This is a genomic window from Streptomyces sp. NPDC051664 (assembly GCF_044453545.1).
Classification (GTDB): Bacteria; Actinomycetota; Actinomycetes; order Streptomycetales; family Streptomycetaceae; genus Streptomyces.
In genome coordinates, this window is the sequence record NZ_JBITCU010000002.1 from 600,906 (window position 1) to 627,303 (window position 26,398).

At 70.2% G+C, this 26,398-nt stretch carries 20 protein-coding genes and 3 pseudogenes; 18 read left to right on the forward strand and 5 right to left on the reverse strand.

Annotated elements, in window-relative coordinates:
* Positions 1–68: 68 nt before the first annotated feature.
* The 3 genes and pseudogenes from fdhD to ACIA8E_RS06025 all read right to left on the reverse strand — a co-directional run.
* Positions 69–917 carry a formate dehydrogenase accessory sulfurtransferase FdhD gene (fdhD, locus tag ACIA8E_RS06015; protein WP_399294995.1) on the reverse strand — a complete coding sequence of 283 codons (849 nt, stop codon included), beginning with the start codon at positions 915–917 and terminating at the stop codon, positions 69–71.
* A gap of 5 nt (positions 918–922) precedes the next feature.
* Positions 923–1,108: pseudogene (locus ACIA8E_RS06020) on the reverse strand (Fe-S-binding domain-containing protein); the annotation flags it as partial.
* Positions 1,109–1,309: pseudogene (locus ACIA8E_RS06025) on the reverse strand (ketopantoate reductase family protein); the annotation flags it as partial.
* Between the two features lie 213 nt (positions 1,310–1,522).
* On the opposite strand from ACIA8E_RS06025, the gene ACIA8E_RS06030 reads away from it, so the two are divergent.
* Both ACIA8E_RS06030 and ACIA8E_RS06035 read left to right on the forward strand, forming a co-directional pair.
* The gene (locus ACIA8E_RS06030) at positions 1,523–2,479 is read left to right on the forward strand and encodes a beta-ketoacyl-ACP synthase III (protein ID WP_030971962.1); all 957 of its coding nucleotides are present in this window, start codon (positions 1,523–1,525) and stop codon (positions 2,477–2,479) included.
* Between the two features lie 64 nt (positions 2,480–2,543).
* On the forward strand, positions 2,544–3,221 hold the full coding sequence (locus ACIA8E_RS06035; protein ID WP_399294997.1) for a GntR family transcriptional regulator: 678 nt from the start codon (positions 2,544–2,546) through the stop codon (positions 3,219–3,221).
* 134 nt (positions 3,222–3,355) lie between these two features.
* Here the strand turns inward: ACIA8E_RS06035 and ACIA8E_RS06040 are convergent, their stop codons facing one another.
* Positions 3,356–4,840 (reverse strand): MFS transporter, encoded by a 1,485-nt coding sequence (locus tag ACIA8E_RS06040; protein ID WP_399294999.1) that lies wholly within the window; start codon positions 4,838–4,840, stop codon positions 3,356–3,358.
* Positions 4,841–4,998: 158 nt separating this feature from the next.
* Between ACIA8E_RS06040 and ACIA8E_RS06045 the strand changes: the two genes are divergently transcribed.
* The 16 genes from ACIA8E_RS06045 (at position 4,999) to ACIA8E_RS06120 (ending at position 25,950) form a co-directional block, all read left to right on the forward strand.
* Positions 4,999–5,445, forward strand: coding sequence for a MarR family winged helix-turn-helix transcriptional regulator (locus ACIA8E_RS06045; RefSeq protein WP_399295001.1), 447 nt, complete (start codon positions 4,999–5,001; stop codon positions 5,443–5,445).
* A gap of 395 nt (positions 5,446–5,840) precedes the next feature.
* Complete coding sequence (locus ACIA8E_RS06050) at positions 5,841–7,022, forward strand: ROK family transcriptional regulator (RefSeq protein WP_326606640.1); 1,182 nt, start codon at positions 5,841–5,843, stop codon at positions 7,020–7,022.
* Positions 7,023–7,169: 147 nt separating this feature from the next.
* Positions 7,170–8,705 (forward strand): sugar ABC transporter ATP-binding protein, encoded by a 1,536-nt coding sequence (locus ACIA8E_RS06055; RefSeq protein WP_399295004.1) that lies wholly within the window; start codon positions 7,170–7,172, stop codon positions 8,703–8,705.
* Entirely contained in the window at positions 8,702–9,751 is a 1,050-nt protein-coding gene (locus ACIA8E_RS06060; RefSeq protein ID WP_399295006.1) for an ABC transporter permease, read from the forward strand. The genes ACIA8E_RS06055 and ACIA8E_RS06060 overlap by 4 nt, the downstream gene beginning before the upstream one ends.
* 95 nt (positions 9,752–9,846) lie before the next feature.
* Complete coding sequence (locus tag ACIA8E_RS06065) at positions 9,847–10,884, forward strand: substrate-binding domain-containing protein (RefSeq protein WP_399295008.1); 1,038 nt, start codon at positions 9,847–9,849, stop codon at positions 10,882–10,884.
* Between the two features lie 68 nt (positions 10,885–10,952).
* A complete protein-coding gene (locus ACIA8E_RS06070) occupies positions 10,953–12,182 on the forward strand; it encodes a Gfo/Idh/MocA family protein (protein ID WP_399295010.1) in 1,230 nt (409 codons plus the stop codon).
* A 12-nt stretch (positions 12,183–12,194) separates the two neighbouring features.
* The gene (locus ACIA8E_RS06075) at positions 12,195–13,199 is read left to right on the forward strand and encodes a sugar phosphate isomerase/epimerase family protein (RefSeq protein WP_399295012.1); all 1,005 of its coding nucleotides are present in this window, start codon (positions 12,195–12,197) and stop codon (positions 13,197–13,199) included.
* Between the two features lie 465 nt (positions 13,200–13,664).
* Positions 13,665–17,387 carry a ThuA domain-containing protein gene (locus tag ACIA8E_RS06080; RefSeq protein ID WP_399295014.1) on the forward strand — a complete coding sequence of 1,241 codons (3,723 nt, stop codon included), beginning with the start codon at positions 13,665–13,667 and terminating at the stop codon, positions 17,385–17,387.
* 142 nt (positions 17,388–17,529) lie between these two features.
* Positions 17,530–18,648, forward strand: a complete 1,119-nt coding sequence (locus ACIA8E_RS06085) for an inositol-3-phosphate synthase (RefSeq protein ID WP_399295016.1) — start codon at positions 17,530–17,532, stop codon at positions 18,646–18,648.
* A complete protein-coding gene (locus tag ACIA8E_RS06090) occupies positions 18,645–19,733 on the forward strand; it encodes an SCO3242 family prenyltransferase (protein WP_399295018.1) in 1,089 nt (362 codons plus the stop codon). Before ACIA8E_RS06085 ends, ACIA8E_RS06090 begins: the two co-directional genes overlap by 4 nt.
* Positions 19,730–20,611 carry a sugar phosphate isomerase/epimerase family protein gene (locus ACIA8E_RS06095; protein WP_399295020.1) on the forward strand — a complete coding sequence of 294 codons (882 nt, stop codon included), beginning with the start codon at positions 19,730–19,732 and terminating at the stop codon, positions 20,609–20,611. The genes ACIA8E_RS06090 and ACIA8E_RS06095 overlap by 4 nt, the downstream gene beginning before the upstream one ends.
* Positions 20,608–21,291, forward strand: a complete 684-nt coding sequence (locus ACIA8E_RS06100; RefSeq protein WP_399295022.1) for an EboA domain-containing protein — start codon at positions 20,608–20,610, stop codon at positions 21,289–21,291. Before ACIA8E_RS06095 ends, ACIA8E_RS06100 begins: the two co-directional genes overlap by 4 nt.
* Positions 21,291–22,139 (forward strand): TatD family hydrolase, encoded by an 849-nt coding sequence (locus ACIA8E_RS06105; protein ID WP_399295024.1) that lies wholly within the window; start codon positions 21,291–21,293, stop codon positions 22,137–22,139. Before ACIA8E_RS06100 ends, ACIA8E_RS06105 begins: the two co-directional genes overlap by 1 nt.
* Before the next feature lie 4 nt (positions 22,140–22,143).
* Positions 22,144–23,319: a metabolite traffic protein EboE gene (eboE, locus tag ACIA8E_RS06110; RefSeq protein ID WP_399295026.1), complete on the forward strand. Its 1,176-nt coding sequence runs from the start codon at positions 22,144–22,146 to the stop codon at positions 23,317–23,319.
* The gene (locus tag ACIA8E_RS06115; protein ID WP_399295028.1) at positions 23,316–24,731 is read left to right on the forward strand and encodes a nucleotide pyrophosphatase/phosphodiesterase family protein; all 1,416 of its coding nucleotides are present in this window, start codon (positions 23,316–23,318) and stop codon (positions 24,729–24,731) included. The genes eboE and ACIA8E_RS06115 overlap by 4 nt, the downstream gene beginning before the upstream one ends.
* A 49-nt stretch (positions 24,732–24,780) precedes the next feature.
* A complete protein-coding gene (locus ACIA8E_RS06120; protein WP_399295030.1) occupies positions 24,781–25,950 on the forward strand; it encodes a sugar phosphate isomerase/epimerase family protein in 1,170 nt (389 codons plus the stop codon).
* A 296-nt stretch (positions 25,951–26,246) separates the two neighbouring features.
* Here ACIA8E_RS06120 and ACIA8E_RS06125 read toward each other — a convergent pair.
* Positions 26,247–26,398, reverse strand: a pseudogene (locus ACIA8E_RS06125) (MFS transporter); the annotation flags it as partial.

A 26,398-nucleotide genomic window follows, 5' to 3' on the forward strand; every position in this document is an offset into this window, starting at 1 on the left:
GGACCGGCCGGCGCAGGGGGCGCTCCCCGCCGGCCGGATCCCTGACCCGTGTTGCGGGCCGGGGCGGCTCAGCCCTGGCCGACCGTCGCCTCGAGGGCGATGCGGTGGTCACCCGCGTACACGTTCATGGATGGACCCCGCAGAAAGCCGACCAGGGTCAGTCCGGTCTCGGCCGCCAGATCGACGGCGAGCGACGACGGCGCCGAGACCGCGGCGAGCATCGGGATCCCGGCCATCACCGCCTTCTGGGCCAGCTCGAAGGAGGCCCGCCCCGACACCAGCAGAATCGCCCGGGACAGCGGCAGCCGGTGGTCGGTCAGGGCCCGGCCGACGAGTTTGTCGACGGCGTTGTGCCGGCCGACGTCCTCCCGGATGTCGAGGAGTTCACCGGTCTCGGAGAACAGCGCCGCAGCGTGCAGACCCCCGGTCCGGTCGAAGACCCGCTGCGACTCGCGCAGCCGGTCGGGGAGGGCCGAGAGCAGCGCGGGTTCGACCCGGAGCGGCGGAGTGTCGGCGATCGGGTGCCGGGTCGTGGTGCGGACCGCGTCGAGGCTCGCCTTGCCGCACAGTCCGCAGGACGACGTCGTGTAGACGTTGCGCTCCAGCGTGATGTCGGGGACCTGCACGCCGGGCGCGAGCTTCACATCCACCACGTTGTACGTGTTCACGCCGTCGGCCGTCGCCCCCGCGCAGTACACGATCGACTGCACCTCGGAGCCGTCACCGATCACGCCCTCGCTGACGAGGAAGCCCGCGGCCAGTGCGAAGTCGTCGCCCGGCGTACGCATCGTGATCGCCAGCGGCCTGCCGTTCAGCCGGATCTCCAGAGGCTCCTCGGCGACAAGTGTGTCGGGGCGGGCGGAGACCACCCCGTCCCGAATACGAATGGTGCGGCGGCGCTCGGTGACCCGTCCCATGGCGGTTAGACCCGATTCTGTACGTGTTGGAAGCCGAAACGGCCCTTGATGCAGAGGTTGCCGTGGGTCACCGGGTTGTCGTGCGGTGAGGTGACCTTCACGATCTCATTGTCCTGCACATGGAGTGTGACGTTGCATCCCACGCCGCAGCGGGCGCGGACGGTGGTGGTTTCCGTCCGGGACGGCTCGTCGTGGTCGACGGGCCCGACCTCCGACGGGTCGTCAGTGGCGGCCGGTTGCGCGGTGAATTCACCGCGCGGGCCGAGGACGCGTACGCCGTCACGCCGCATCGCGGCCAGATGCGGCCCGCAGGCGACGAGATGGACCTCGGCGCCGGCGCGGTGGAGCGCGGCCCCGAGACAGGCGCCGGCACCGGCAACTGCGACTTTCACGGGGCTCTCCGTTCGGTAAGGGACCGAGCGAGGGAACAGGAGACTATGTCAAGTCAGCAGAATATTGTCTACAGTATGTGTTCAGACGGGTCAAGGGTGTTGTCAAGCCTCCAAGCCTCGGCCGGTAATCCTGTGGGATCACGTGCACCCGTACCGGGCGGTAGCCACCAAGACTGGATAGTTCCTGCCATACGTAGCGAGGGGAACCTCTACATGACCGGCTCACGTGTCGTGGCGCTCGGCCACTACCAGCCCGCCAAGGTGCTCACCAACGACGACCTGGCGGCCATGGTCGACACCAGCGACGAGTGGATCACCAGTCGCGTCGGGATCAAGACCCGTCATGTGGGAGGCCCTGACGAGCCGGTGGACGAGATGGCCGCGCACGCGGCGGCCAAGGCGCTCGCCGCGGCCGGTCTGCTCCCCACCGACATCGATCTGGTCCTCGTCGCGACCTCCACCGCCATGGACCGTTCGCCGAGCATGTCGGCGCGGGTCGCCGCCCGTCTCGGCATGGGTTCGCCGGCCGTGATGGACATCAATGTGGTCTGCTCCGGCTTCACCCACGCCCTCGCCACTGCGGATCACGCCGTCCGGGCGGGCGCCGCGACCCGTGCGCTGGTGATCGGCGCCGACAAGATGGCCGACATCGCCGACTGGACCGACCGCTCCACCTGCGTCCTGCTCGGCGACGGCGCGGGCGCCGCGGTCGTGGTCGCGGATCCGCGGGGCGATGCGGACGCCGCGCCCGGAATCGGCCCCGTGCTGTGGGGTTCGGTGCCGGAGATGGGACGTGCGGTGCGGATCGAGGGGACGCCGCCGCGCTTTGCCCAGGAGGGGCAGTCCGTCTACCGCTGGGCCACCACCCAGCTGCCGCCCATCGCGCGCAAGGTGTGCGAAAGGGCCGGGGTCGCCCCCGAGGATCTCGCTGCGGTGGTACTGCATCAGGCCAATTTGCGGATCATCGAACCGGTCGCCCGGAAGATCGGTGCGGTCAACGCCGTCATCGCCCGGGATGTAGTGGATTCGGGCAATACGTCCGCCGCTTCCATTCCCATGGCGCTGTCGAAACTGGTCGAACGGGGTGAGGTCGAGAGCGGTGCCCCGGCGCTGCTTTTCGGGTTCGGCGGAAATCTTTCGTACGCGGGTCAGGTGATCCGCTGTCCCTGAACCCCATTGTGCTCGGTAGACTGTAGACGATAAGCAATTGCTCGTCGCCCGGAGGGGGACCGCGATGTTGTCCACAGGACTGCCGCAAGGGGCTGTGCCGAAGCTGGAACGGCCCGGTCCGTTGCGCGAGCGTGTCTACGAGGCGCTGCTCGAACTGATCACCACGCGTGCGCTCCGCCCCGGCCAGCATCTGGTCGAGAGCGAACTCGCGGGACACCTCGGCGTGTCCCGGCAGCCGGTGCGCGAGGCGTTGCAGCGGTTGAACACCGAGGGCTGGGTCGATCTGCGGCCTGCGCAAGGTGCGTTCGTCCATGAACCCACCGAGGAGGAAGCGGACCAGCTGCTGTCGGTCCGTACGCTCCTGGAGGCCGAGGCCGCCCGGCTGGCCGCGGCCAATTCGGGGACGGCCGGCATCGCCGCGCTCGAAGAGCTCTGCGCCAAGGGTGAGCAGGCCGTCGCCGACGACGATGTGGATCTCGCCGTTGCCACCAACGCCGCGTTCCACGCCAAGGTCATGGAACTGGCGGGCAATGTCGTCCTCGCCGAGCTCGCCGGGCAGGTGGACCGCCGGGTCCGCTGGTACTACACCCCGGTGGCCCGCCAGCGCGGCACCCAGTCCTGGATCGAGCACCGCGCACTGATTGCCGCGATCTCCTCGCGCGACGAACAGCGGGCCACGGAGGTCATGCGGACGCACACGGAACACACGCGCAAGACGTACCACCAGCGCGAAGAGGGCTGAGGCCTGTCCGGCGGGTCAGGGTCGGACAGACCACAGACCGAACCGAGGGGCCCTCAGGACTGACACCCACGCAAGAAGCAGGTTGTCCTGCCCCGTGACGGGACAGGACAACCTTGTGGGTGGTGGCCGGCCGGTCAGGCCTTGACTTCGGCCTCGGTCACCTCGGAGGCCGCGTGCTGCGAAACGGCGGACCCCGGCTGTGCCGCCGCCCTCACAGGAATGAGGGAAGCAACGACCGCAGCCGCGAGACCCACGCCGCACCCGATCAGCATGGCGATGCGGAAGCCGTCCTCGGAAGGCAGCGCGTAGCCACCGAAGTCGGTGGTCAGCTGGGCCAGGACCACACCGATCACGGCGGCCGAGACCGAGCTGCCGATCGAACGCATCAGTGTGTTGAAACTGTTGGCGGAGGCGGTCTCCGACTGGGGAACCGCACCCATGATGAGGGCCGGCATCGCGCCGTAGGCGAAGCCGACGCCTGTGTTGCAGACGATGGTCACGGCCAGCAGGCTCCAGGTGGAGCCGGAGCTGATGAGCGGCAGAGAGATGCCGTAGCCGACGCCGATGATCAGGCTGCCCACGGCCAGGGTGACCTTGGGGCCCTTCACGGCAGAGAGCTTGGCGCCGATCGGCGACATGATCATCATCATCAGGCCCGCCGGTGCCATCCACAGGCCCATGGCGAGCATCGACTGGCCCAGGCCGTAGCCGGTGGCCTCGGGCAGCTGGAGCAGCTGGGGCACGACCAGTGACTGGGCGTACATCGCGAACCCGACCAGGATCGAGGCCGCGTTGGTCATCAGTACCTGGGGGCGGGCCGTTACCCGCAGGTCGACCAGCGGATCACCGATGCGCAGCTCCCACCAGCCCCAGACCAGCAGCACGATGACGGCGGCGGCGAACAGGCCGAGTGTGGTGCCGCTTCCCCAGCCCCAGTCGGCGCCCTTGGAGGCGGCGAGCAGCAGGCAGATCAGCGCGCTGCCCAGGCCGATGGCGCCGAGCAGGTCGAAGCCGCCCGAGGCGTTGTTCTCGCGGCCCCCGGGCACGAAGATCCAGATCAGCGTGCCGACGGCCAGGGCCAGGGCTGCGACGACCCAGAACAGCACCCGCCAACTGGAGTTCTCGGCGATCGCGGCGGCGAAGGGCAGGCCGAGCGCGCCGCCCACCCCCATGGATGCACTCATGATCGCGATGGACGAGCCGAGCTTCTCGGCCGGCACCACGTCGCGCAGGAGGCTGATGCCCAGGGGTACCACGCCCATGCCCAGGCCCTGCAGACCGCGACCGGCGATCATCGGGACGACGGAGGACGACAGGGCGCAGACCACCGAGCCCGCGACCAGCGGAATCAGGGAGGTCAGCAGCATGCGCCGCTTGCCGTACATGTCGCCGAGGCGCCCGGCGACAGGCGTCGCCACGGCGGCGGCCAGCAGCGTGGCGGTGATCACCCATGAGGCGTTCGACGCGGAGGTGTCGAGCAGCTTCGGCAGTTCCGCGATCAGCGGCACCACCAGGGTCTGCGTGATCGCGGCCACGATGCCCGCGAAGGCGAGGATGCCGACAACGCCGCCTGGGCGTGCTGCGGGCGGGGGACTGTCCACGGGTACTCCCTCTTGCATTTCGGGGCCATGGCGAGATGCACCATGCAGTCAATATGCACCATACACTTGATGTGCACCATGCACTTCACATGCATCATGCATGCAATTCGTGGTATATCTACTGGAAGGTGACCTTCCCCAAGGGGAGGCACGCCCGCGGCCGAAGGAAACCCTGCGTGGACATGCCCCTTGACCAGATCGAGTTCGAGACCATGCTTCTCGGCCGGTACATGCATCTGCTCACCTACCGGGGCAGTGGGCGACTCGATCGCAGCGCCTACATCCTCCTCAGCCGCATCCAGGTCGAGGGTCCGCTGTCCATCAGTCAGCTCAGTGGCGCTTTCGGCCTGGACACCTCCACCCTCAACCGCCAGACCGCCGCCATGGTGCGAGCCGGTGTCGTCGAGCGCATCCCCGACCCCGAGGGGGGCATCGCCCGGAAGTTCGCCATCACCGCCGAAGGCAAGCGTCGTCTGGACAGCGACCGGGCCGAGTACGTGAACGGCCTGGCCCATGTGCTGGCCGACTGGACACCCGAGGAGGCAGCCCAGCTCGCGCACTGTCTCGGGCGCCTCAACCGCGACATCGAACGCCTCGACGGCCGCCCCTGGCCCCGCGACTGAACACGGTCGCCATCCCCGGCCGGGAGCTCAGGGCGACGTGGGCGGCAGCGCGGGCGTGAGGCGGTGAGGCCGTCCCGGCTCGCCCGGTAGGGAGCCGTCACGAAGTCGGCGACATCGATGTGCGGTCAATTCGATGTGCGGTCACGGAGTATGCGGCTCCGGAGGGCCCGTTCCGGCACCGCTGACTTCCCCGCCGCACCGCGCCAGGTGCACGCCCCGAAGGTACTCGCGCCGAAGTAGGGACCGACTGCGTCGAAGAACGGCTTTGTCCTCGCTGTGGAGAAAGTTGTAGCGGATTCCTGCGCAACTTCTTCCCACTCCCGGCAACCGCTGCTACGTTCCCCTCGAAAGCCCGACGGATGAGCCGATGTGGCGGGGAGGGGCGCGTGAGACGTATGACGGCACGACCCGCGAATGCGCATCAGGCGCGACTGCTCCGGCTGTTGCGCGACGACGGGCCCAACTCACGGGCACAGCTGGGGGATCAGATCGATCTCTCCCGCTCCAAGCTCGCCGTCGAGGTGGACCGGCTGCTGGAGACCGGACTTGTCGTGGCCGACGGACTCGCCGCCTCCCGCGGCGGGCGTCGCTCGCACAACATCCGGCTCGCTCCCGCACTGCGCTTCCTCGGCGTCGACATCGGCGCCACATCGATCGATGTGGCGGTCACCAACGCGGAGCTGGAGGTCCTGGGCCACCTCAACCACCCCATGGACGTACGCGAAGGACCCGTCGCCGTCTTCGAGCAGGTGCTTTCCATGGCGGCCAAGCTCCGGGCCTCCGGGCTCGCGGAAGGCTTCGACGGTGCGGGCATCGGCGTACCCGGACCGGTCCGCTTCCCCGAAGGCGTACCGGTCGCACCCCCGATCATGCCCGGCTGGGACGGCTTCCCGGTCCGCGAGGCGCTCAGCCAGGAACTGGGCTGCCCCGTCATGGTCGACAACGATGTGAACCTGATGGCGATGGGGGAGCAGCATGCAGGCGTCGCACGCTCCGTGGGCGACTTCCTCTGCGTCAAGATCGGTACCGGCATCGGCTGCGGCATCGTCGTCGGCGGCGACGTCTACCGCGGTACGACGGGCAGCGCGGGCGACATCGGGCATATCCAGGTCGAACCCGACGGGCGCGCCTGCGCCTGCGGCAACCGGGGCTGTCTGGAGGCCCACTTCAGCGGCGCGGCGCTGGCCCGCGACGCCGAGGACGCGGCGCGCACGGGCCAGTCGCAGGAGCTCGCGGCCCGACTGGAGGCGGCCGGCCGGCTCACCGCCGCCGATGTGGCCGCCGCGGCGGCCGCCGGTGACGCGACCTCGCTCGACCTGATCCGCGAGGGCGGTAACCGGGTCGGCCAGGTCATCGCCGGCCTCGTCAGCTTCTTCAACCCCGGACTGGTGGTGATCGGGGGCGGCGTGACCGGCCTCGGCCACACGCTCCTCGCCAGCGTCCGGACCCAGGTGTACCGGCAGTCCCTGCCGCTGGCCACCGGAAATCTTCCCATCGTGCTGGGCGAGTTGGGACCGACCGCCGGAGTCATCGGCGCCGCCCGGCTCATCAGCGACCACCTGTTCTCACCGGCCTGATCCTCGGCCGGCAGTACGGCACCAGCGATACATCGGCAACTGAGCACCACCCCGCACCTGGTACAGCCCTGCCCGCTCACCGGCCCTTCCCCAAGCTCTCGGCTTCGCTCGAGCAGGGGAAGACCCCATTCGCCGAGGGGATTTGTCATGGCACCAGAACCACCCCTGCTCACCATGTCCGGCATCACCAAGTCGTTCCCCGGTGTGCGCGCTCTCGACGGCGTGGACCTGGAGGTCCAGGCCGGTGAGGTCCATTGTCTGCTCGGGCAGAACGGCGCCGGCAAGTCCACCCTCATCAAGGTGCTGGCCGGAGCCCACCAGCCCGACGACGGCGAGATCGCCTGGCGCGGTGCGCCCGTCGCGCTGAAGTCGCCGATCGCCGCCATGCGCCTCGGCATCGCGACCATCTACCAGGAACTCGACCTGGTCGAGGGCCTCTCGGTCGCCGAGAACATCTTCCTCGGCCATGAACCCACCACCGCCCGCTTCATCGTCCGCACCCGCGAGGGCCGGACCGCGGCCGCCGCCCTGCTGAAGCGCCTCGGCCACCCCGAGATCGATCCCGCCCGCCCGGTCGGCGCGCTCTCCGCGGCCCAGCAGCAGATCGTCTCCATGGCACGGGCGCTCTCCCACGACGTACGGCTCATCGTGATGGACGAGCCGTCCGCCGCCCTCGACCCCGACGAGGTCGACAACCTCTTCCGCATCGTCGCGTCACTCACCGCAGACGGTGTCGCCGTCGTCTACATCTCCCACCGGCTGGAGGAGATCCGCCGGATCGGCGACCGGGTGACCGTGCTGAAGGACGGGCGGGCCGTCGCGGTCGGTCTGCCCGCCAAGTCCACCCCGACACGGGACATCGTCGCCATGATGACCGGCCGCAACGTCGAGTATGTCTTCCCGCAGCGCCCCGAGACCTCCGCGGAGGTCACGGAGGCCGCCCGGCAGGATCCCGTGCTCACCGTCGAAGGGCTCGCCAGGGAAGGGGAGTTCGCACCGCTCGACCTCGCGCTGCGGCCCGGCGAGATCGTCGGCCTCGCCGGCCTCGTCGGCTCCGGGCGCTCCGAGATCCTGGAGACGATCTACGGCGCCCGCAGGCCGAGCGCGGGCCGGGTCCTGGTCGGCGGGCGGCCGCTGCGCCCCGGCAGCGTCCGCGCCGCCGTCGCGGCGGGCATCGGGCTCGCCCCGGAGGAACGCAAGGCGCAGGCCCTGCTGATGCTCGAATCCGTCACCCGCAATGTCTCCGTGTCCTCCATGTCCCGCTTCTCCAGGGCAGGTTGGCTCGACCGGTCGGCCGAGCGCCGGGCGGCCCGCACCGCCACCCGCGAGCTCTCGCTGCGCCCCGACAACCCGGACACCCCCGTCCGTACCCTCTCCGGCGGCAACCAGCAGAAGGCCGTCCTGGCCCGCTGGCTGCTGCGCGGCTGCCGGGTGCTGCTGCTCGACGAACCGACCCGCGGTGTCGACGTCGGCGCCCGCGCCGAGCTCTACGCCGTGATCCGCCGGCTGGCCGACGAAGGCCTCGCCGTCCTGCTGGTCTCCAGCGAAGTGCCCGAAGTGCTGGGCCTCGCCGACCGGGTGCTGGTGCTCCGCGAGGGCCGCGTCGTGCATACGGCGGACGCCCGGGAGCTCGACGAGCACCGTGTACTCGACCTCGTGATGGAAGGGAGCCCGACGTCATGACACAGCCCGTCTCCTCGGCGCAGCACGGTGGGCCGGACAAGGCGGCACCGGCCGCCCCCGCCTCGTTGCCGCCCTCGAAGGGCGGCGGACCGCGCGCTCTCGGGGTGCGCGCGGACGTCCGTAACCTGTCGCTGCTCGGCGTCCTCGCCGTACTGATCGCCGTCGGCGGGTTCACCGAGCCCGACGCCTTCCTGGACACCGGGAACCTGCAGCTGATCCTGACCCAGTCGTCCGTGATCGGCGTCGTCACGGTCGGCATGACGTTCGTCATCACCAGCGGCGGCATCGATCTGTCGGTCGGTGCCATGGTCGCGCTCGCCTCGGTCTGGGCGACCACGCTCGCCACCCAGGAGTACGGCTTCGCAGGCATCCTCTTCACCGCCGTGCTCGTCGGACTCGGCGCCGGACTCGTCAACGGGCTGCTGATCGCGTACGGGAGGATTGTGCCGTTCATCGCGACGCTGGCCATGCTCGCCTCGGCCCGCGGCCTCGCCCTGCAGCTCACCGACGGCAAGACGCAGATCGTCACCGTCCAGTCGGTTCTCGACCTGGGCCTGCCCGACTCGTACGTCCTCGGCATACCGCCCCTGGTGATGGCGTTCGCCGCGGTCACCGTCATCGGCTGGCTGGTGCTGAACCGGACGACCTTCGGACGCCGTACCGTCGCGGTCGGCGGCAACGCGGAAGCGGCCCGGCTCGCCGGTATCGACGTACGGCGCCAGCGGCTCTATCTGTATCTGCTTTCCGGGCTGTGCTGCGGGATCGCCGCCTTCATGCTGATCATCCTGTCCGGCTCGGGACAGAACACCAACGGCAACCTGTACGAGCTCGACGCCATCGCCGCCGCGATCATCGGCGGCACCCTGCTCAGCGGCGGACGCGGCACGATCGTCGGATCCGTCCTCGGCGTCCTCGTCTTCACCACCATCACCAACATCTTCGCTCTCAACAATCTGCAGAGCGATGTTCAGCAGATCGCCAAGGGCGCGATCATCGTCGCCGCCGTCCTGGTCCAGCGCCGAACCTCGGCCCACGGGGAGACCTGAGCCCCGGCTCTCCCACCCCCGTCCCACCTCACCCCATCCCGCCCCACCCACAGTTCCGCATGCCACCCACGCACCGGATGAAGGGTTCCACAGCCATGCCAGAAACCAGCCGCAGAGGACTGCTCTTCGGCACCGCAGCCGTCTCCGCGGGCGCCCTCCTCACCGCCTGCACCAGTAACGAGCCCAAGAAACCGCAGACCTCGCAGACCGATCAGCCGGCCGCCGACAACAAGCCCGGCAAGCCCGTCACCATCGGCTTCGCCGGTCCGCAGGCCGACCACGGGTGGCTCAACGCCATCAATGAGAACGCCAAGTCGCAGGCGGAGAAGTACTCCGAGGTGACCCTGGAGATCACCGAGGGCTCCAACGACACCGCCGCCCAGATCGGCCAGGTCAAGACCCTCATCAACAAGAAGGTCGACGTCCTCGTCATCCTCCCGGCCGACGGCAAGGCGCTCACCCAGGTCGGCCTGGAAGCGATGAAGGCGGGCATCCCCGTCATCAACCTGGACCGCATCTTCGCCTCGCCGCAGGCCTACCGCTGCTGGGTCGGCGGCGACAACTACGGCATGGGCCTCAACGCCGGTACGTACATCGGCGAACAGCTCAAGGACAAGCCGAACGCCAAGGTCGTCGAGCTCGCGGGCATCGACAACCTGGAGCTCACCAAGCAGCGCAGCCAGGGCTTCGCCGACGCGCTCAAGAACTACCCCAACGTCAAGCTGGTCGCCCGGCAGGCCGCCGAGTTCACCGTCGAGACCGGTCAGGCGAAGATGGCCCAACTCCTCCAGGCGCAGAAGCAGTTCGACGCCTTGTGGAACCACGACGACGACCAGGGTGTCGGCGCGCTGCGTGCCATCCAGCAGGCCGGCCGGGACGAGTTCCTGATGGTCGGCGGCGCGGGCGCCAAGTCCGCCATGGACGCCATCAAGGCAGACAACAGCGTCCTGAAGGCCACCGTCCTCTACCCGCCGACGATGGCCGCGTCCGCGATCGACCTGGCGCGCGCGCTCGGCCAGAGCAAGGGCATCGGCGGCCTCTCCGAACTGGAGATCCCGACCAGCCTCACGCTCTACTCCGCCGTCGTCACCAAGGACAACATCGACCAGTACCTGCCGACGGGCTTCAGCTGATCCGCAGTCCAGGAGGGTGCTGACCCTCCTGCCGCCCCCACCGAACGACCGACGAGGAGGAAGCCCGTATGGCCCGTAGGGAAGAGACGGAGCAGGAAGCCGAAGCGCCGCCGTCGACAGAGCCGGCGGCGACGCTCGGGGTCGGCATGGTCGGATACGCGTTCATGGGCGCCGCCCACTCCCAGGGGTGGCGCACCGCGGGACACGTCTTCGACCTGCCGATGAGGCCGGCTCTCGCCGCGATCTGCGGACGCGACCGTACGGCGGTCACCGCCGCCGCCGAACGTCACGGCTGGGCGGCGGCGGAGACCGACTGGCGCGCCCTGATCGCCCGGGACGACGTCCAGCTCGTCGACATCTGCACCCCCGGCGACAGCCATGCGGAGATCGCCATCGCCGCCCTGGAGGCCGGCAAACACGTGCTGTGCGAGAAGCCGCTTGCCAACACGGTCGCCGAGGCGGAGGCCATGACCGAGGCCGCGGAACGGGCCAGGGCCCGCGGCCAGGTGGCGATGGTCGGCTTCAACTACCGCAAGGTGCCGGCGATCGCGTACGCACGGAAGCTGATCGCCGACGGCAGGCTCGGCGCCCTGCGGCACGTACGGGCCACCTACCTCCAGGACTGGCTGGTCGACCCCGAGTCGCCCCTCACCTGGCGGCTCGAGCGCGAACACGCCGGCTCCGGTGCGCTCGGCGACCTGGGGGCGCACATCATCGACCTCGCCCAGTATCTGGCGGGGGAGCTGCTGGTGGGGGTGTCGGCGGTGTCCGAGACGTTCGTACGGGAGCGCCCCCTGCTCGCCGGAGCGTCGGCGGGACTCTCGGGCGTCGCGAGCAGCGAGGCCCGAGGGGCGGTCACTGTCGACGACGCGGCCATGTTCACCGGCAGGCTCGCCTCCGGTGCGCTGGCGTCGTTCGAGGCGACCCGGATGGCGGCGGGCCGCAAGAACGCGCTGCGGCTGGAGCTCAACGGGGAGCGCGGTTCGCTCGCCTTCGATCTGGAGCGGCTCAACGAACTGTCCTTCCACGATCACACCGAGCCGGCCGCCACGGCCGGGTTCCGCCGCATCCTCGTCACCGAGCCCGAACACCCGTACCTGGAGGCATGGTGGCCGCCGGGCCATGCCCTCGGCTACGAGCACACCTTCATCCACCAGGCCCGCGACCTCGTCCGGACGATCGCCGAAGGGGCGGACCCGGTGCCGTCGTTCGCCGACGGGCTCCAGGTGCAGCGGGTGCTCGCGGCCGTGGAGGAGAGCGCCGAGAAGAACTCCGTCCACACCCCCGTACAGCTCTAGGAGGTCCTGCGCATGCCCCGTCCCTTCACTCTCTTCACCGGCCAGTGGGCCGACCTGCCGCTGGAGGAGGTCTGCCGGCTCGCCCGTGACTTCGGCTACGACGGGCTCGAACTCGCCTGCTGGGGAGACCACTTCGAAGTCGACAAGGCCCTCGACGACCCCGGCTACCTGGCCGGGCGGCACCAGCTGCTCGACAAGTACGGGCTGAAGTGCTGGGCGATCTCCAACCACCTCGTCGGCCAGGCCGTCTGCGACAACCCGATCGACGAACGGCACCAGGGCATTCTGCCCGCCAGGATCTGGGGCGACGGCGAGCCCGAAGGGGTACGGCGCAGGGCCGCCGAGGAGATCAAGAACACCGCCCGCGCGGCCGCGGCCTTCGGGGTCCGTACCGTCATCGGTTTCACCGGCTCGTCGATCTGGCACCTGGTGGCGATGTTCCCGCCGGTGCCGCCGCGGATGATCGAGCGGGGGTACGAGGACTTCGCCGAACGCTGGAACCCGATCCTCGACGTGTTCGACGCGGAGGGCGTGCGGTTCGCCCACGAGGTGCACCCCAGCGAGATCGCGTACGACTACTGGACCACGCACCGCGCCCTGGAGGCCGTCGACCACCGGGCCGCGTTCGGGCTGAACTTCGACCCGAGCCACTTCGTCTGGCAGGACCTCGATCCGGTCGGCTTCCTCTACGACTTCCGGGACCGGATCTACCACGTGGACTGCAAGGAGGCGCGCAAACGCCTCGACGGGCGCAACGGCCGCCTCGGCTCACACCTCCCGTGGGGCGATCCACGGCGCGGCTGGGACTTCGTCTCCGGCGGGCACGGTGATGTGCCGTGGGAGGACGTGTTCCGGATGCTCCGGTCGATCGGCTACGAGGGACCGATCTCGGTGGAGTGGGAGGACGCCGGGATGGATCGGCTGCTGGGTGCGCCGGAAGCGCTTGCCACGATGAAGCGGTACGACTTCGACCCGCCGGCGGCGTCGTTCGACGCGGCGTTCGGCGGCGGCGACTGACGGTTCCCGGGGGCTCCGCCCCCGTATCTCCGCTCCTCGATCGCCGGAGAGCCGGATTTCCGGACTCGGCTCCGGTGGCCCGCTCAGGCGGCAGAACCCAAGCCTGCCTGGCGTTTGAGGGCACCTTGTTCAGCCCGTCCGGCGATTGAGGACCGCAGGGCCCGGGGCAGAGCCCCGGTTCGGGAAGGGGATGGGCAGGGGAAAGGCCCGACGGCAGCAAGCACGCCGTCGGGGCGGTCCCGGCTGCCCTCATCCCTCTTTGTCCTCCAGCAGGAAAAAGTTCAACTCAACTGCTGTGCAAGGGCTTTCCGCCCCGTACGAACAGGTCTACCGTCCCTGTGGTGTACACGAAATGACTCGCGTCGCTGGGGCCCCATGGAGCCCCAGGTGACCTGCGCGGCAGTCCCCGCGCGGAACGGCTCGGCTCCACCCGCCCGTACAACCGGCACTCTCCGGAGGACACTCGTGCACAGAAGCAGAACCAGAATCCGGCCCCGACTCCGCAAGTCCCTCGCCCTGCTCACCGGCGGCCTGCTCACCGCAGCCACGCTCGCCCTGGGCGCCCCCGGCGCCTCCGCGTCGGGCCCGGTCTCGCCGGCAGCCACCGATGCCGCGGCGGCCGCGGGCGAGGACTTCCAGCAGGTCACGCTCGCCAAGGGCGCCGCCGAAACCGGCGAACCCATGTCGCTGGCCGTGCTCCCGGACCGCAGCGTCCTGCACACCTCGCGCAGCGGCGAGCTGCGGATCACCGACAGCGCCGGCGACACCAAGGTCTCCGGCGTACTCCCGGTCTACTCGCACGACGAGGAAGGCCTCCAGGGCGTCGGCATCGACCCGGACTTCGACAGGAACCGGGCGATCTACCTCTATTACGCGCCCCCGCTGGACACTCCGTCCGGCGACGCTCCGGAGACCGGCACCGCGGCCGACTTCGCCAAGTTCGACGGCGTCAACCGGCTCTCCCGCTTCGTCCTCAAGGAGGACGGCACCCTCGACCTGAGCAGCGAGAAGAAGGTGCTCGACGTCAAGACGTCGCGTGGCATCTGCTGCCACGTCGGCGGCGACATCGACTTCGACGCACAGGGAAACCTGTACCTGTCGACCGGCGACGACTCCAACCCCTTCGCCTCCGACGGCTACGCGCCGATCGACGAACGCCCCGACCGTAACCCGGCGTTCGACGCCCGGCGCACCGCGGGCAACACCAACGACCTGCGTGGCAAGATCCTCCGGATCAAGGTCGCCGATGACGGCTCGTACACCGTCCCCGAGGGCAACCTCTTCGCCCCGGGCACCGACAAGACCCGGCCCGAGATCTACGCGATGGGCTTCCGCAACCCGTTCCGCTTCAGTGTGGACAAGGCCACCGGCATCGCGTACGTCGGTGACTACGGTCCCGACGCGGGCGCGGCCGACCCGAAGCGCGGACCCGGCGGACAGGTCGAGTTCGCCCGGGTGACCAAGGCGGGCAACTTCGGCTGGCCGTTCTGCACCGGGAACAACGACCCCTTCGTCGACTACGACTTCGCGACGAAGACGTCCGGCGCGGCCTTCGACTGTGCCGCCCCGAAGAACACCTCGCCGCACAACACCGGCCTGGTCGACCTGCCCCCGGCGCAGCCCGCCTGGATCCCGTACGACGGCGGATCCGTACCCGAGTTCGGCACCGGCTCCGAGTCGCCGATGGGCGGGCCCGTCTACCACTACGACCCGAACCTCGACTCGCCCGTGAAGTTCCCCGAGGCGTACGACGGGGACTTCTTCGCCGGTGAGTTCGGCCGGCAATGGATCAAGCGCATCGAGCAGGACGGTGATGGCGCCGTCCAGTCCATCAACGACATCCCGTGGTCCGGGACCCAGGTGATGGACATGGCCTTCGGCCCGGACGGGGCACTGTACGTCCTGGACTACGGTCTCTCCTGGTTCGGCGGCGACGAGCACTCCGCGCTCTACCGCATCGAGAACGCCACCGGCGGCCACTCGCCGGTCGCCGAAGCCGCCTCCAACAAGACGTCCGGCACCGCGCCGCTCAAGGTGCAGTTCTCCTCGGCGGGCACCACGGACTCCGACAACGACGCGCTCACCTACGCCTGGGACTTCGGCGACGGCGGTACGTCGACTGCCGCGAACCCCACGTACACGTACAAGAAGAACGGCACCTACACCGCGACCGTCACCGCCAAGGACCCCACCGGCCGCACCGGTTCGGCGAGTGTCCATGTGACCGTCGGCAACACCGCACCCAAGGTGAACCTGGAACTCCCCGGTGACGGGCAGTTGTTCAACTTCGGCGACGACATCCCGTTCAAGGTGACCGTCACCGACCCCGAGGACGGCACCATCGACTGCTCCAAGGTCCAGGTCAGCTTCGTACTCGGCCACGACAGCCACGGCCACCCGATCACCACGGAGCACGGTTGCTCCGGCACCATCAAGACCGAGATGGACGGCGGTCACGACCCGAACGCCAACATCTTCGGAGTCATCGACGCCTCGTACACCGACGGCGGAGGCGGCGGTCAGGCCGCGCTGAGCAGCCACGACCAGTCGCAGCTCCAGCCTCGCCACCGGCAGGCCGAGCACTTCACCGAGTCGTCCGGCATCCAGACGTACGACAAGGCGAACGCGGAGGGCGGCAAGACGGTCGGCGACATCAACAACGACGACTGGATCGCCTTCAAGCCGTACATCCTCGGAGACTCCACCAAGCTCACCGCCCGGATCTCGTCCGGCGGCGCGGGCGGCTTCCTCGAAGTACGGGCCGGCTCCGCGACCGGCAAGATCCTCGGCTCCGCACCGGTTCCGGTCACCGGCGGCTGGGAGAACTTCCAGGACATCGACGTACCGCTGCGCGGCGTCCCGAAGCAGGCCACGGAACTCTTCCTGGTCTTCAAGGGCGGCGAGGGCGCGCTGTACGACATCGACGACTTCGAGCTCTCGAACAGCGCCCCCGACCGGACCGCCAAGCGGGTCCTGGTCTTCTCGAAGACGGCCGGCTTCCGCCACGACGCCATTCCCGAGGGTGTCGCCGCACTGAAGGAACTCGGCGCGAGCAGCAACATCACCGTCGACGCCACCGAGGAAGCAGGCCAGTTCACCACCAGCAACCTGGCCCGCTACGACGCCGTCGTGTTCCTCTCCACGACCGGTGACGTGCTCAACGCCGACCAGCAGAAGGCGTTCGAGAACTACATCGCGACCGGTGGTGGCTACATGGGCGTGCACGCCGCCGCGGACACCGAGTACGACTGGGCGTTCTACGGCGGACTCGTCGGGGCCTACTTCGCCGGGCACCCCGCGATCCAGCCCGTCACCGTGCGCGTCGAGGACCACAAGCACCCGGCCACCGCCCACCTGGACGATGCCTGGGACCGGACCGACGAGCTGTACAACTACCGCACCAACCCGCGCGACAAGGTGAAGGTCCTCGCCACGCTCGACGAGACGACCTACACCGGAGGCACCATGAAGGGCGATCACCCGATCACCTGGTGCCAGTCCTACGGCGGCGGCCGCTCCTTCTACACCGGCCTCGGCCACACCAAGGAGTCGTACGCCGAACCGGCCTTCCGCCAGCTCCTCCTCGGCGGCGTCCGCTACGCGGCCGGACAGGTGCAGGCCGACTGCAAGCCGGACACCGGCTACCGGTCGATCTTCAACGGCAAGACGCTCGAAGGGTGGAAGCAGGCCGGCCCGGGCAAGTTCGACGTCGTCGACGGTGAACTCCGCTCCGAGGGTGGCATGGGTCTCCTCACGTACCAGCCCAAGGAGCTCGGGTCGTACTCGCTGAAGCTCGACTGGAAGCTGGCGGGCGACGACAACTCCGGTGTCTTCGTCGGCTTCCCGGAGTCCGAGGACCCCTGGTCCGCGGTGAACAACGGCTATGAGGTCCAGATCGACGCCACCGACGCGCCCGACCGCACCACGGGCTCCGTCTACACCTTCAAGGCGGCGAACATCAAGGCCCGCGACCAGGTCCTGCGGCCGCCCGGCCAGTGGAACAGCTACGAGATCAAGGTCCAGGGTGAACGGCTCCAGGTCTTCCTGAACGGGGTCAAGATCAACGACTTCACCAACACCGATCCCGTACGCAGCCTGAAGGACGGCTACATCGGCCTCCAGAACCACGGAGCCGACGACCAGGTGTCCTTCCGCAACATTCAGTTGAAGGAGCTGCCCGCCACGTAGGGCGACAGCCGCAGTCCGACGGCGGGCGGGGCAAAGGCCCTACCCCGCCCGCCGTCACCACCTCTTCCCTGCCCGCCCCGATCTGATCAGCACCGCTCTCTTCGCACTGCCCAGCCAGGACCCCCAGCCAGGGAGGCAGCCCGTGTCAGCACATGCCGTTCGTACCGGAGTCTGGTTCATCGGAGCACGCGGCTCCGTCGCCACCACCGCCACGGCGGGCTGCGCAGCCGTCACGGCGGGGCTCCACCCGGCGACGGGCATGGTCACCGAGACCGCGCCCTTCGCCGACAGCGGGCTGCCGACGCTGAACTCCCTGGTCTTCGGCGGACACGACACCGTCGGCTGTCCGCTGCCCAAACGGGCCGAGGCACTGGCCGCCGGGGGAGTGCTGCCGCACGGGCTGTCCTCGGCGGTTCGGTCCGAACTCGGCGCCGCCGACGCGGAGATACGCGCCGGCGGCCCGCTGCCCGGCGACACCCGTACGGACGAGGAACTCATCGCGGCGTTCACCGCCGACCTCATCGACTTCGGCCGCCGCAACGAACTCGCCCGCACCGTCGTGGTCAACGTCGCGTCGACGGAGCCGGTCCCGGCACCCGGACAGCACCGGCTCCCCGCCAGCTCGCTCTACGCCGCCGCGGCCCTCCGGGCCGGCTGCCCCTACATCAACTTCACCCCCTCCACCGGGCTGCGCACCCCCGCGCTTCAGGACGCCGTCGCGGACTGCGGACTTCCTCACGCAGGCCGCGACGGCAAGACGGGCCAGACACTGCTCCGCTCCGTACTCGCCCCGATGTTCGTGCAACGCGCCCTGCCCGTACGGGCCTGGTCCGGCACGAATCTGCTGGGCGGCGGGGACGGGGCGGCGCTGGCCGACCCGGGCGCGGCGGCCGCCAAGAACGCGGGCAAGGAACGCGTCCTCGCCGACACACTGGGTGTCACGCCCGAGGGCGAGGTCCACATCGACGACGTGCCCGCCCTCGGCGACTGGAAGACGGCCTGGGACCACATCGCGTTCGACGGCTTCCTCGGAGCACGCATGGTCCTCCAGACGACCTGGCAGGGCTGCGACTCGGCGCTGGCCGCCCCGCTGGTACTGGACCTGGCGCGACTGCTGGCCCGCGCCCACGAAGCGGGTCTGACGGGCCCGCGGCCCGAACTCGGCTTCTACTTCAAGGACCCGGACGGCGGCCCCGCCGCACTCTCCGAGCAGTACCTGCAGCTCCTGGCCTTCGCCGAACGACTGCGGGGGCAGAAGTGAAAGGCGCAGTACGGGCCTGGGCCGAACTGCTCAGGGTCTCCGCGCTGTTCACCGTCCCCGGGGACGCGCTCGCCGGTGCGGCAGCCCTCGGCCGTCGGCCCGACCGAGGCACCGCGCTGGCGGTCGGCGCCTCCCTCTGCCTGTACGAGGCGGGCATGGCCCTCAACGACTGGGCCGACCGCGACGAGGACGCCATCGACCGCCCGCACCGCCCGATCCCCTCGGGCCGGATCACCCCCGGCGCGGCCCTCGCGGCAGCCGGCGCCCTGACGGCTGCCGGCCTGACCCTGGCCGCCCGCGCAGGCCGCCCGGCCCTGACGGTGGCCACCGGCCTGGCGGCGACGGTCTGGGCCTACGACCTCCATCTGAAGCACACCCAGGCGGGTCCGGCAGCGATGGCGGGGGCACGCGCACTGGACCTGCTGCTGGGCGCGACGGCGACCGCGGGGACGGGCGCGGGGTCGGTGGGCGTCAAGCGCCCGGCGGGCGCGACCGGCACGTCGCTCGCCGCCCGTAGTGCCGGCACCGTCCTTCTCACGCGCACCGCCCGCGCTGTGGGCCCCGTCCAGTCCATGGGCTCCGCTCACACCACCCCCCCCAAAGTCCGTGCCGCCGTACCCGCCGCCGCCCTGCTCGGGGCGCACACCTACGCCGTCACCGCCGTGTCGCGCCACGAGGCGCAGGGCGGTTCCACCGCCGCGCCCCTCGGCGCACTCGCGGCGATCGTCGCGCTCGGCGCCGCCGCGGTGCGCGAGCAGCACGGATCCCGGGACCTGCCCCCGGATCCGGGAGAGGGCGGCCGCCCTGGTGACCGCCACCGACCCCGCCCCGGAGCACCCGCCCCCCGCGTCCTCCTCACCGCACTCACCGCCGCCTACCTCCGTACCGCCGCCAAGCCCCTACTCCACGCCGCCCTCAACCCGTCCCCACCCCTCACTCAGCGTGCCGTCGGCGGCGGCATCCGGGCGATGATCCCGCTCCAGGCCGTGCTCGCCGCCCGCGCCGGAGCGGCCGGCACCGGGCTCGCCGTCATGGGGCTCGTCCCCCTTGCCCGCACACTCGCCCGGAAGGTGAGCCTCACATGACGATCCGCCTCGGCTACGGCACCAACGGGCTCACCGACCTCCGTCTGGACGACGCCCTGGGACTCCTCGCGGACCTCGGCTACGACGGCGTCGGCCTCACCCTCGACCACATGCACCTCGACCCCTCGGCCCCGGATCTCGCCGCCCGCACCCGGCACGTGGCGGACCGGCTCGGCCGGCTGGGGCTCGGCGTGACCATCGAGACGGGGGCCCGCTATGTCCTCGACCCGCGCCGCAAGCACGGCCCGTCCCTCCTCGACCCGGACCCGGAGGCCCGCGCCGTCCGCACCCGGCTGCTGCTGCGGGCCGTCGACGTCGCTGCCGACCTCGGCGCCCACGCCGTGCACTGCTTCAGCGGCATCACCCCACCGGAGACCCCACCGGACACGGCCTGGCAGCGGCTGACCGACGCCCTCGCACCGGTGCTCGACGCCGCCGCCCGTACCGGCGTCCCGCTCGCCATCGAGCCCGAGCCCGGCCATCTCCTGGCCACTCTCTCGGACTTCCACCACCTCCGCGTCCTCAGTGGCGACCCCGAACCTCTCGGGCTCACCCTCGACATCGGGCACTGCCAGTGCCTCGAACCGGCCGCACCCGTCGACTGTGTCCGGGCCGCCGCCCCCTGGCTGCGGCACGTCCAGATCGAGGACATGCGCCGGGGCGTCCACGAGCACCTCCCGTTCGGGGACGGCGAGATCGACTTCCCGCCCGTGCTCGACGCGCTCGACGCCCTCGGCGACACCGGATACCGCGGCCTCACCGTCGTCGAACTGCCCCGCCACTCCCACGCGGGCCCCGAACTGGCCATGACCTCCATCGCGTTCCTGCGCGACCGCATCCCGTCGAAGTCCTCGAAGGGAGCAACACCGTGCCGATGACCCGCAAGCAACTCGACGCACAGCTCGGCGGCGCCGCACGCGCCTGGCTCGACGAGGCCCTCGCCGAGGCCGCGCACACCGCCTTCCACAAGGACACCGCGGACACCGCGCCCGCCAACCGCTACGCCGTCCCCCCTTGGGAGCTGCGGTTCGCCGCCGCCGGCCGGCACTGCGGACTCGAGTACGCCGACTCCGTACGCGCCCTGCTGCTCCTCGAAGCCTGCGCCGGCCTGCCCGCCGTGACCAGACTCTACGAACAGGGCACCGCCGCCGAACGGCGCGCCGTCCTCCTCACCCTGCACCGGCTGGACCTCGGCCCCACCGCCCTTCCGCTCGTCGAGGACGCCCTGCGCACCAACGACTCCCGGCTGGTCGCCGCCGCCGTCGGCCCGTACGCCGCCGTCCATCTCGACGCGCACCAATGGCGGCACGCCATCCTCAAGTGCCTCTTCACCGGCGTCCCCCTCGACGCCGTCGACGGACTGGCCCGGCGCGCCCGCGGCGACGCCGAACTCGCCCGCATGCTCGGCGACTTCGCCGCCGAACGCACCGCCGCCGGCCGCACCGTCCCCCACGACCTGAGCCGCGTCCTCGCCCTGACGGCCCCCGCACCCTTCCCCGAGCACTCGAACATCCCCGAGCAGGGGCGACGACCCCATCCCCCCACGGAGGAGTCCTGATGCGCATCTTCGACCCCCACATCCATATGACATCCCGCACCACGGACGACTATCAGGCGATGTACGACGCAGGTGTCCGCGCCCTCGTCGAACCCTCCTTCTGGCTCGGCCAGCCCCGCACCTCACCCGCCAGCTTCTTCGACTACTTCGACGCCCTGCTCGGCTGGGAGCCTTTCCGAGCCGCCCAGTACGGCATCGCCCACCACTGCACGCTCGCGCTGAACCCCAAAGAGGCGAACGACCCCCGCTGCACCCCTGTCCTGGACGCCCTGCCCCGCTACCTCGTCAAGGACTCCGTCGTCGCCGTCGGAGAGATCGGCTACGACTCCATGACCCCGGCCGAGGACACCGCCCTCGCCGCCCAGCTCCAGCTCGCCGCCGACCACGGGCTGCCCGCCCTCGTCCACACCCCGCACCGCGACAAACTCGCCGGCCTGCACCGCACCATCGACGTCGTCCGCGAGTCCCACCTCCCCCCGGAGCGGGTCCTGCTCGATCACCTCAACGAGACGACCGTGAAGGACGCTGTCGACAGCGGCTGCTGGGCCGGCTTCTCCATCTACCCCGACACCAAGATGGACGAGGACCGCATGATCGCGATCCTCAAGACGCACGGCACGGAGAAGATCCTGGTCAACTCGGCCGCCGACTGGGGCAGGAGCGATCCCCTCAAGACCCGCAAGGTCGGCGATGCCATGCTCGCCGCCGGGTTCGGCGACGACGACGTCGATCAGGTGCTCTGGCGCAATCCCGTCGCCTTCTACGGACAGAGCGGCCGCCTCCAGCTCGGCCTCACCACCCCCGATCAGCTGCACGAGGGGAACTCCATCCTCCGCGGCGGGGAGTGACCCGATGCGCTTCCGCCACCCCGACGGATCGACCGTCCATCTCGCGTACTGCACCAACGTCCACCCCGCCGAGACCCTGGACGGAGTCCGCGCCCAGCTGCGCGACCACTGCGAACCGGTCCGCAAACGCCTCGGCCGCGACCGCCTCGGCATCGGCCTCTGGCTCGCCAAGGACGCCGCGCGCACCCTGATCAACGACCCGGCCCAGCTGCGCTCACTGCGCGTCGAACTCGACCGCCGCGGCCTCGAAGTCGTCACCCTGAACGGCTTCCCCTACGAAGGCTTCGGCGCCGAAGAGGTCAAGTACCGGGTGTACAAGCCGGACTGGACGGACCCCGAACGGCTCGCCCACACCACCGATCTCGCCCGGCTCCTCGCCACACTGCTTCCCGACGACGTCACCGAAGGCACCATCTCCACCCTCCCGATCGCCTGGCGCACCCCGTACACCGGCGACCCGCAAGCCGCCCGCACGGCGCATGCCGCCCTCACCACCCTCGCCGAACGTCTCGACGTCCTGGCCGAGCTGACCGGCAAGTCCATCCGGATCGGCCTCGAACCCGAACCGGGCTGCACGGTCGAGACCACCGCCGACGCGATCGCACCGCTCACCGCCGTCGGACACCAGCGCATCGGCATCTGCATCGACACCTGCCACCTCGCCACCTCCTTCGAGGACCCGGACACCGCCCTCGACGCGCTCGCCGCAGCCGGCATCCCGGTGGCCAAGACCCAGCTCTCCGCCGCACTCCACGCCGAGCACCCGCACCTGCCCGAGGTGCGTACGGCGCTCGCGGCTTTCGCCGAACCCCGCTTCCTCCACCAGACCCGCACCCGGACCACGCACGGACTGCGCGGCACCGACGACCTCGACGAGGCGGTCACCGGCCGGGCACTGCCCGACGGCACCCCGTGGCGCGCCCACTTCCACGTACCGCTGCACGCACCGCCCGCCCCACCGCTCACCTCGACGCTCCCGGTGCTCGGGGCCGCGCTGACCCGCCTGGTCGGCGGCGCCCGGCCGCTGACCCGTCACCTGGAGGTGGAGACGTACACCTGGCAGGCGCTCCCCGCCGAGCTGCGCCCGCGCACCCGCCCCCAGCTCGCCGACGGCATCGCCGCCGAACTCACCCTCGCCCGCGACCTCCTGGTCGACCTCGGCCTCAAGGAGCTCCCATGACCGCAGCCGAAACGGGTACGTCCTCCCCTCTCTCCGCCACTCCCACCCCACTGCTCGTCCTCGACGTCGTCGGCCTCACCCCCCGGCTCCTCGACCACATGCCACACCTCAAGTCCGTGGGACAGTCGGGCACCCACGCCCCCCTCGGCACCGTGCTGCCCGCCGTCACCTGCGCCGCCCAGTCGACCTTCCTCACCGGCACCACCCCCGCCGAGCACGGCATCGTCGCCAACGGCTGGTACTTCCGCGAGCTCGGCGACGTCCTCCTCTGGCGCCAGCACAACGGACTCGTCGCCGGCGACAAGCTCTGGGACGCCGCCCGCCGCGTCCACCCCGGCTACACCGTCGCCAACATCTGCTGGTGGTACGCCATGGGCGCCGACACCGACATCACCGTCACCCCGCGCCCCGTCTACTACGCCGACGGCCGCAAGGAACCCGACTGCTACACCCGGCCGCCCGCCCTCCACGACGAACTCACCGAGAAACTCGGCACCTTCCCCCTCTTCCACTTCTGGGGCCCCGGCGCCGACCTGATCTCCTCGCAGTGGATCATCGACGCGACCCGGCACATCCTCGACACCCGCCACCCGGATCTGGCCCTGTGCTACCTCCCGCACCTCGACTACGACCTGCAGCGTTACGGTCCCGACGACCCTCGCGCCTTCAGTGCCGCCGCCGACCTCGACCGGGCCGTGGCCCCGCTCCTCGAGGACGCCCGCCGCGAGGGCCGCACCGTGGTCGCACTCTCCGAGTACGGCATCACCCGCGTCGACCGACCGGTCGACATCAACCGGGCTCTGCGCCGAGCCGGACTGCTCGAGGTCCACACCCAGGACGGCATGGAGTACCTGGACCCGATGGCCTCCCGGGCCTTCGCCGTCGCCGACCACCAGCTCGCCCACATCTATGTACGCCGCCCCGAGGATCTTGATGCGACCCGTGAAGCTCTCCAGGACGTGCAGGGCATCGAGCAGCTGCTCGACGACGAAGGCAAGAAGGCACATGGCCTCGACCACCCGCGCTCCGGCGAGCTCGTCGCCGTCGCCGACCCGGATGCCTGGTTCACGTACTACTACTGGCTCGACGACACGCGCGCCCCCGACTTCGCGCAGCTCGTCGAGATCCACCGCAAACCCGGCTACGACCCGGTCGAACTCTTCCTGGACCCCCAGGACCCGTACGTCCGGGTCAAGGCGGCCACCGCCGTGGCCCGCAAGAAGCTCGGCATGCGCTACCGCATGGCGGTCGTGCCCCTCGACCCGTCACCCATTCGTGGCAGCCATGGCCGCCTCCCCATGAGCGACGAAGAAGGTCCGCTCATCCTCTGCTCCACCCCCCACGCGTTCACCGGACCCGTCCGGGCCACCGAAGTGAAGTCCCTGCTCCTCACGCTTGCCGGCCTCGCATGAGATCGGTCCGTGCTGAGCGTTGCGAGCATCTTCGAGAAAGAGAGAGACCGTGACCGCGTACAACGACGAATCCGGAACAGACAGCGCCCTGCGCCGCAGCCTCGGCGTCAGTCGCCGCCGCTTTCTCAGCACCTGCACCGCCGCCGCGGCAACGGCGATCGCCGCGCCCGCCTTCGGCGCGTCGCCGGCCTTCGCCCAGCCCGCTTCCCACAAGGGGCACGGCCACGACCACGGACACGGTCACGGCCAGGCTCTGGTCCCGGCGGCGAAGAGAGGAATCATCCTGTACACCGTGCGCGACGCCACGGGCCGGGATCCGCTCAGCACCAACCTTCCCTCGGGCTTCCGCGAGGTCTTCAAGGAGCTGGCCCGCTATGGCTACAAGCAGGTCGAGTTCGCCGGGTACGGCCAGCACGCCAACGCACCCGGCGGAAGCAACCTCGAAACAGTGGAAGGCGCGAAGCTGCTGCGCTCGTGGCTGGACGACTACGGTCTGCGCGCCCAGGGCAACCACGGCTTCATCCCGTCGTCCTGGCCGCTGAGCCAGAGCGACCTGGACCAGTTCAAGCGGACCCTCGAAATAGCGAACATCCTCGGCATGGACCACATGGGCACCGGTGGCGACCCCACCGGCAGCGCCTACCGTGCCGACTGGGACGTGGCCGCCGACAAGTGGAACTCGCTGGGACAGATCGCTCATCGTGCGGGCATCAAGCTGTACACCCACAACCACGACGCGGCCTACGGCTTCCTGCTCGACGGCGGTCCGCTGGACGCACAGGGCCGACCCACCCGCAGCTCCGGCATCCGCAAGCTCGAGTACTTCCTCAAGGTCACCGACCCGAAGACCGTATGGCTGGAGATGGACATCTTCTGGGCGCACGTCGCCCAGTACAAGTTCCACACCTACACCGCGCACGACGGATCGCAGCGGGAGAACATCTTCGACCCCGCGGCACTGGTCCGCTCCCACAACAAGCGCTACCCGCTCTTCCACGCCAAGGACGGCGTCGTCAACACGACCAGCGGCGACGGCTACGACATGGTCCCCTTCGGTACCGGGGTCATCGACTACCGGACGTTCTTCCGTCGCGTCGGGGAGGCGAACTACCGCAACCCGATGGTCGAGCAGGACAACGCACCGAGCTCGACCGACCTGGCGCAGTCCCTGAAGCATGCGCGGATCGGCTACGACAACCTGGCGGCGCTGCGCAAGTAGGACCAAGGCGGCACCGGAGGGGCGGTCCGCGCCTCACCCTGAATTCCTGACATCGGGGAACAGCGCGAACGCCCGCCCGGAGACGTCAGGCACCGTGCGCTCCACGGCCGTCACCAGGAGCGTACGGTGCCCGACCAGCACCCCGAACTGCCCGACCGACCACGGGGTCGGCCGAGGATCCGCCGGTCGGTCCGGCCGATGCGGTTGCCGTCGACCCGCCGGTCCGTGAACTCGCGGAAGCCCGCGCCCGCCGTGGTGGCCGACGCGGACTCCGTTACATGAGGTTCGCTGTCACATCAGGAGATCTCCCGGCTGATCGGGTACGGATTGGGTTCGATGCGCTTGGCGCTCGGCCGGCCAGGCGCCTTGAGGAAGCACGCGAGGACCGCGGAGGCGAGACCGATGCTGCCCGCCAGGGCGAAGGCACCGCCGTAGCCCCAGGCACTGA

Coding starts and splice junctions, on each gene's coding strand:
- fdhD (WP_399294995.1), bottom strand. CDS start 917: ATGGGACGGGTCACCGAGCGCCGCCGCACCATTCGTATTCGGGACGGG.
- ACIA8E_RS06030 (WP_030971962.1), top strand. CDS start 1,523: ATGACCGGCTCACGTGTCGTGGCGCTCGGCCACTACCAGCCCGCCAAG.
- ACIA8E_RS06035 (WP_399294997.1), top strand. CDS start 2,544: ATGTTGTCCACAGGACTGCCGCAAGGGGCTGTGCCGAAGCTGGAACGG.
- ACIA8E_RS06040 (WP_399294999.1), bottom strand. CDS start 4,840: ATGCAAGAGGGAGTACCCGTGGACAGTCCCCCGCCCGCAGCACGCCCA.
- ACIA8E_RS06050 (WP_326606640.1), top strand. CDS start 5,841: ATGACGGCACGACCCGCGAATGCGCATCAGGCGCGACTGCTCCGGCTG.
- ACIA8E_RS06055 (WP_399295004.1), top strand. CDS start 7,170: ATGGCACCAGAACCACCCCTGCTCACCATGTCCGGCATCACCAAGTCG.
- ACIA8E_RS06060 (WP_399295006.1), top strand. CDS start 8,702: ATGACACAGCCCGTCTCCTCGGCGCAGCACGGTGGGCCGGACAAGGCG.
- ACIA8E_RS06065 (WP_399295008.1), top strand. CDS start 9,847: ATGCCAGAAACCAGCCGCAGAGGACTGCTCTTCGGCACCGCAGCCGTC.
- ACIA8E_RS06070 (WP_399295010.1), top strand. CDS start 10,953: ATGGCCCGTAGGGAAGAGACGGAGCAGGAAGCCGAAGCGCCGCCGTCG.
- ACIA8E_RS06075 (WP_399295012.1), top strand. CDS start 12,195: ATGCCCCGTCCCTTCACTCTCTTCACCGGCCAGTGGGCCGACCTGCCG.
- ACIA8E_RS06095 (WP_399295020.1), top strand. CDS start 19,730: ATGACGATCCGCCTCGGCTACGGCACCAACGGGCTCACCGACCTCCGT.
- ACIA8E_RS06100 (WP_399295022.1), top strand. CDS start 20,608: ATGACCCGCAAGCAACTCGACGCACAGCTCGGCGGCGCCGCACGCGCC.
- ACIA8E_RS06105 (WP_399295024.1), top strand. CDS start 21,291: ATGCGCATCTTCGACCCCCACATCCATATGACATCCCGCACCACGGAC.
- eboE (WP_399295026.1), top strand. CDS start 22,144: ATGCGCTTCCGCCACCCCGACGGATCGACCGTCCATCTCGCGTACTGC.
- ACIA8E_RS06115 (WP_399295028.1), top strand. CDS start 23,316: ATGACCGCAGCCGAAACGGGTACGTCCTCCCCTCTCTCCGCCACTCCC.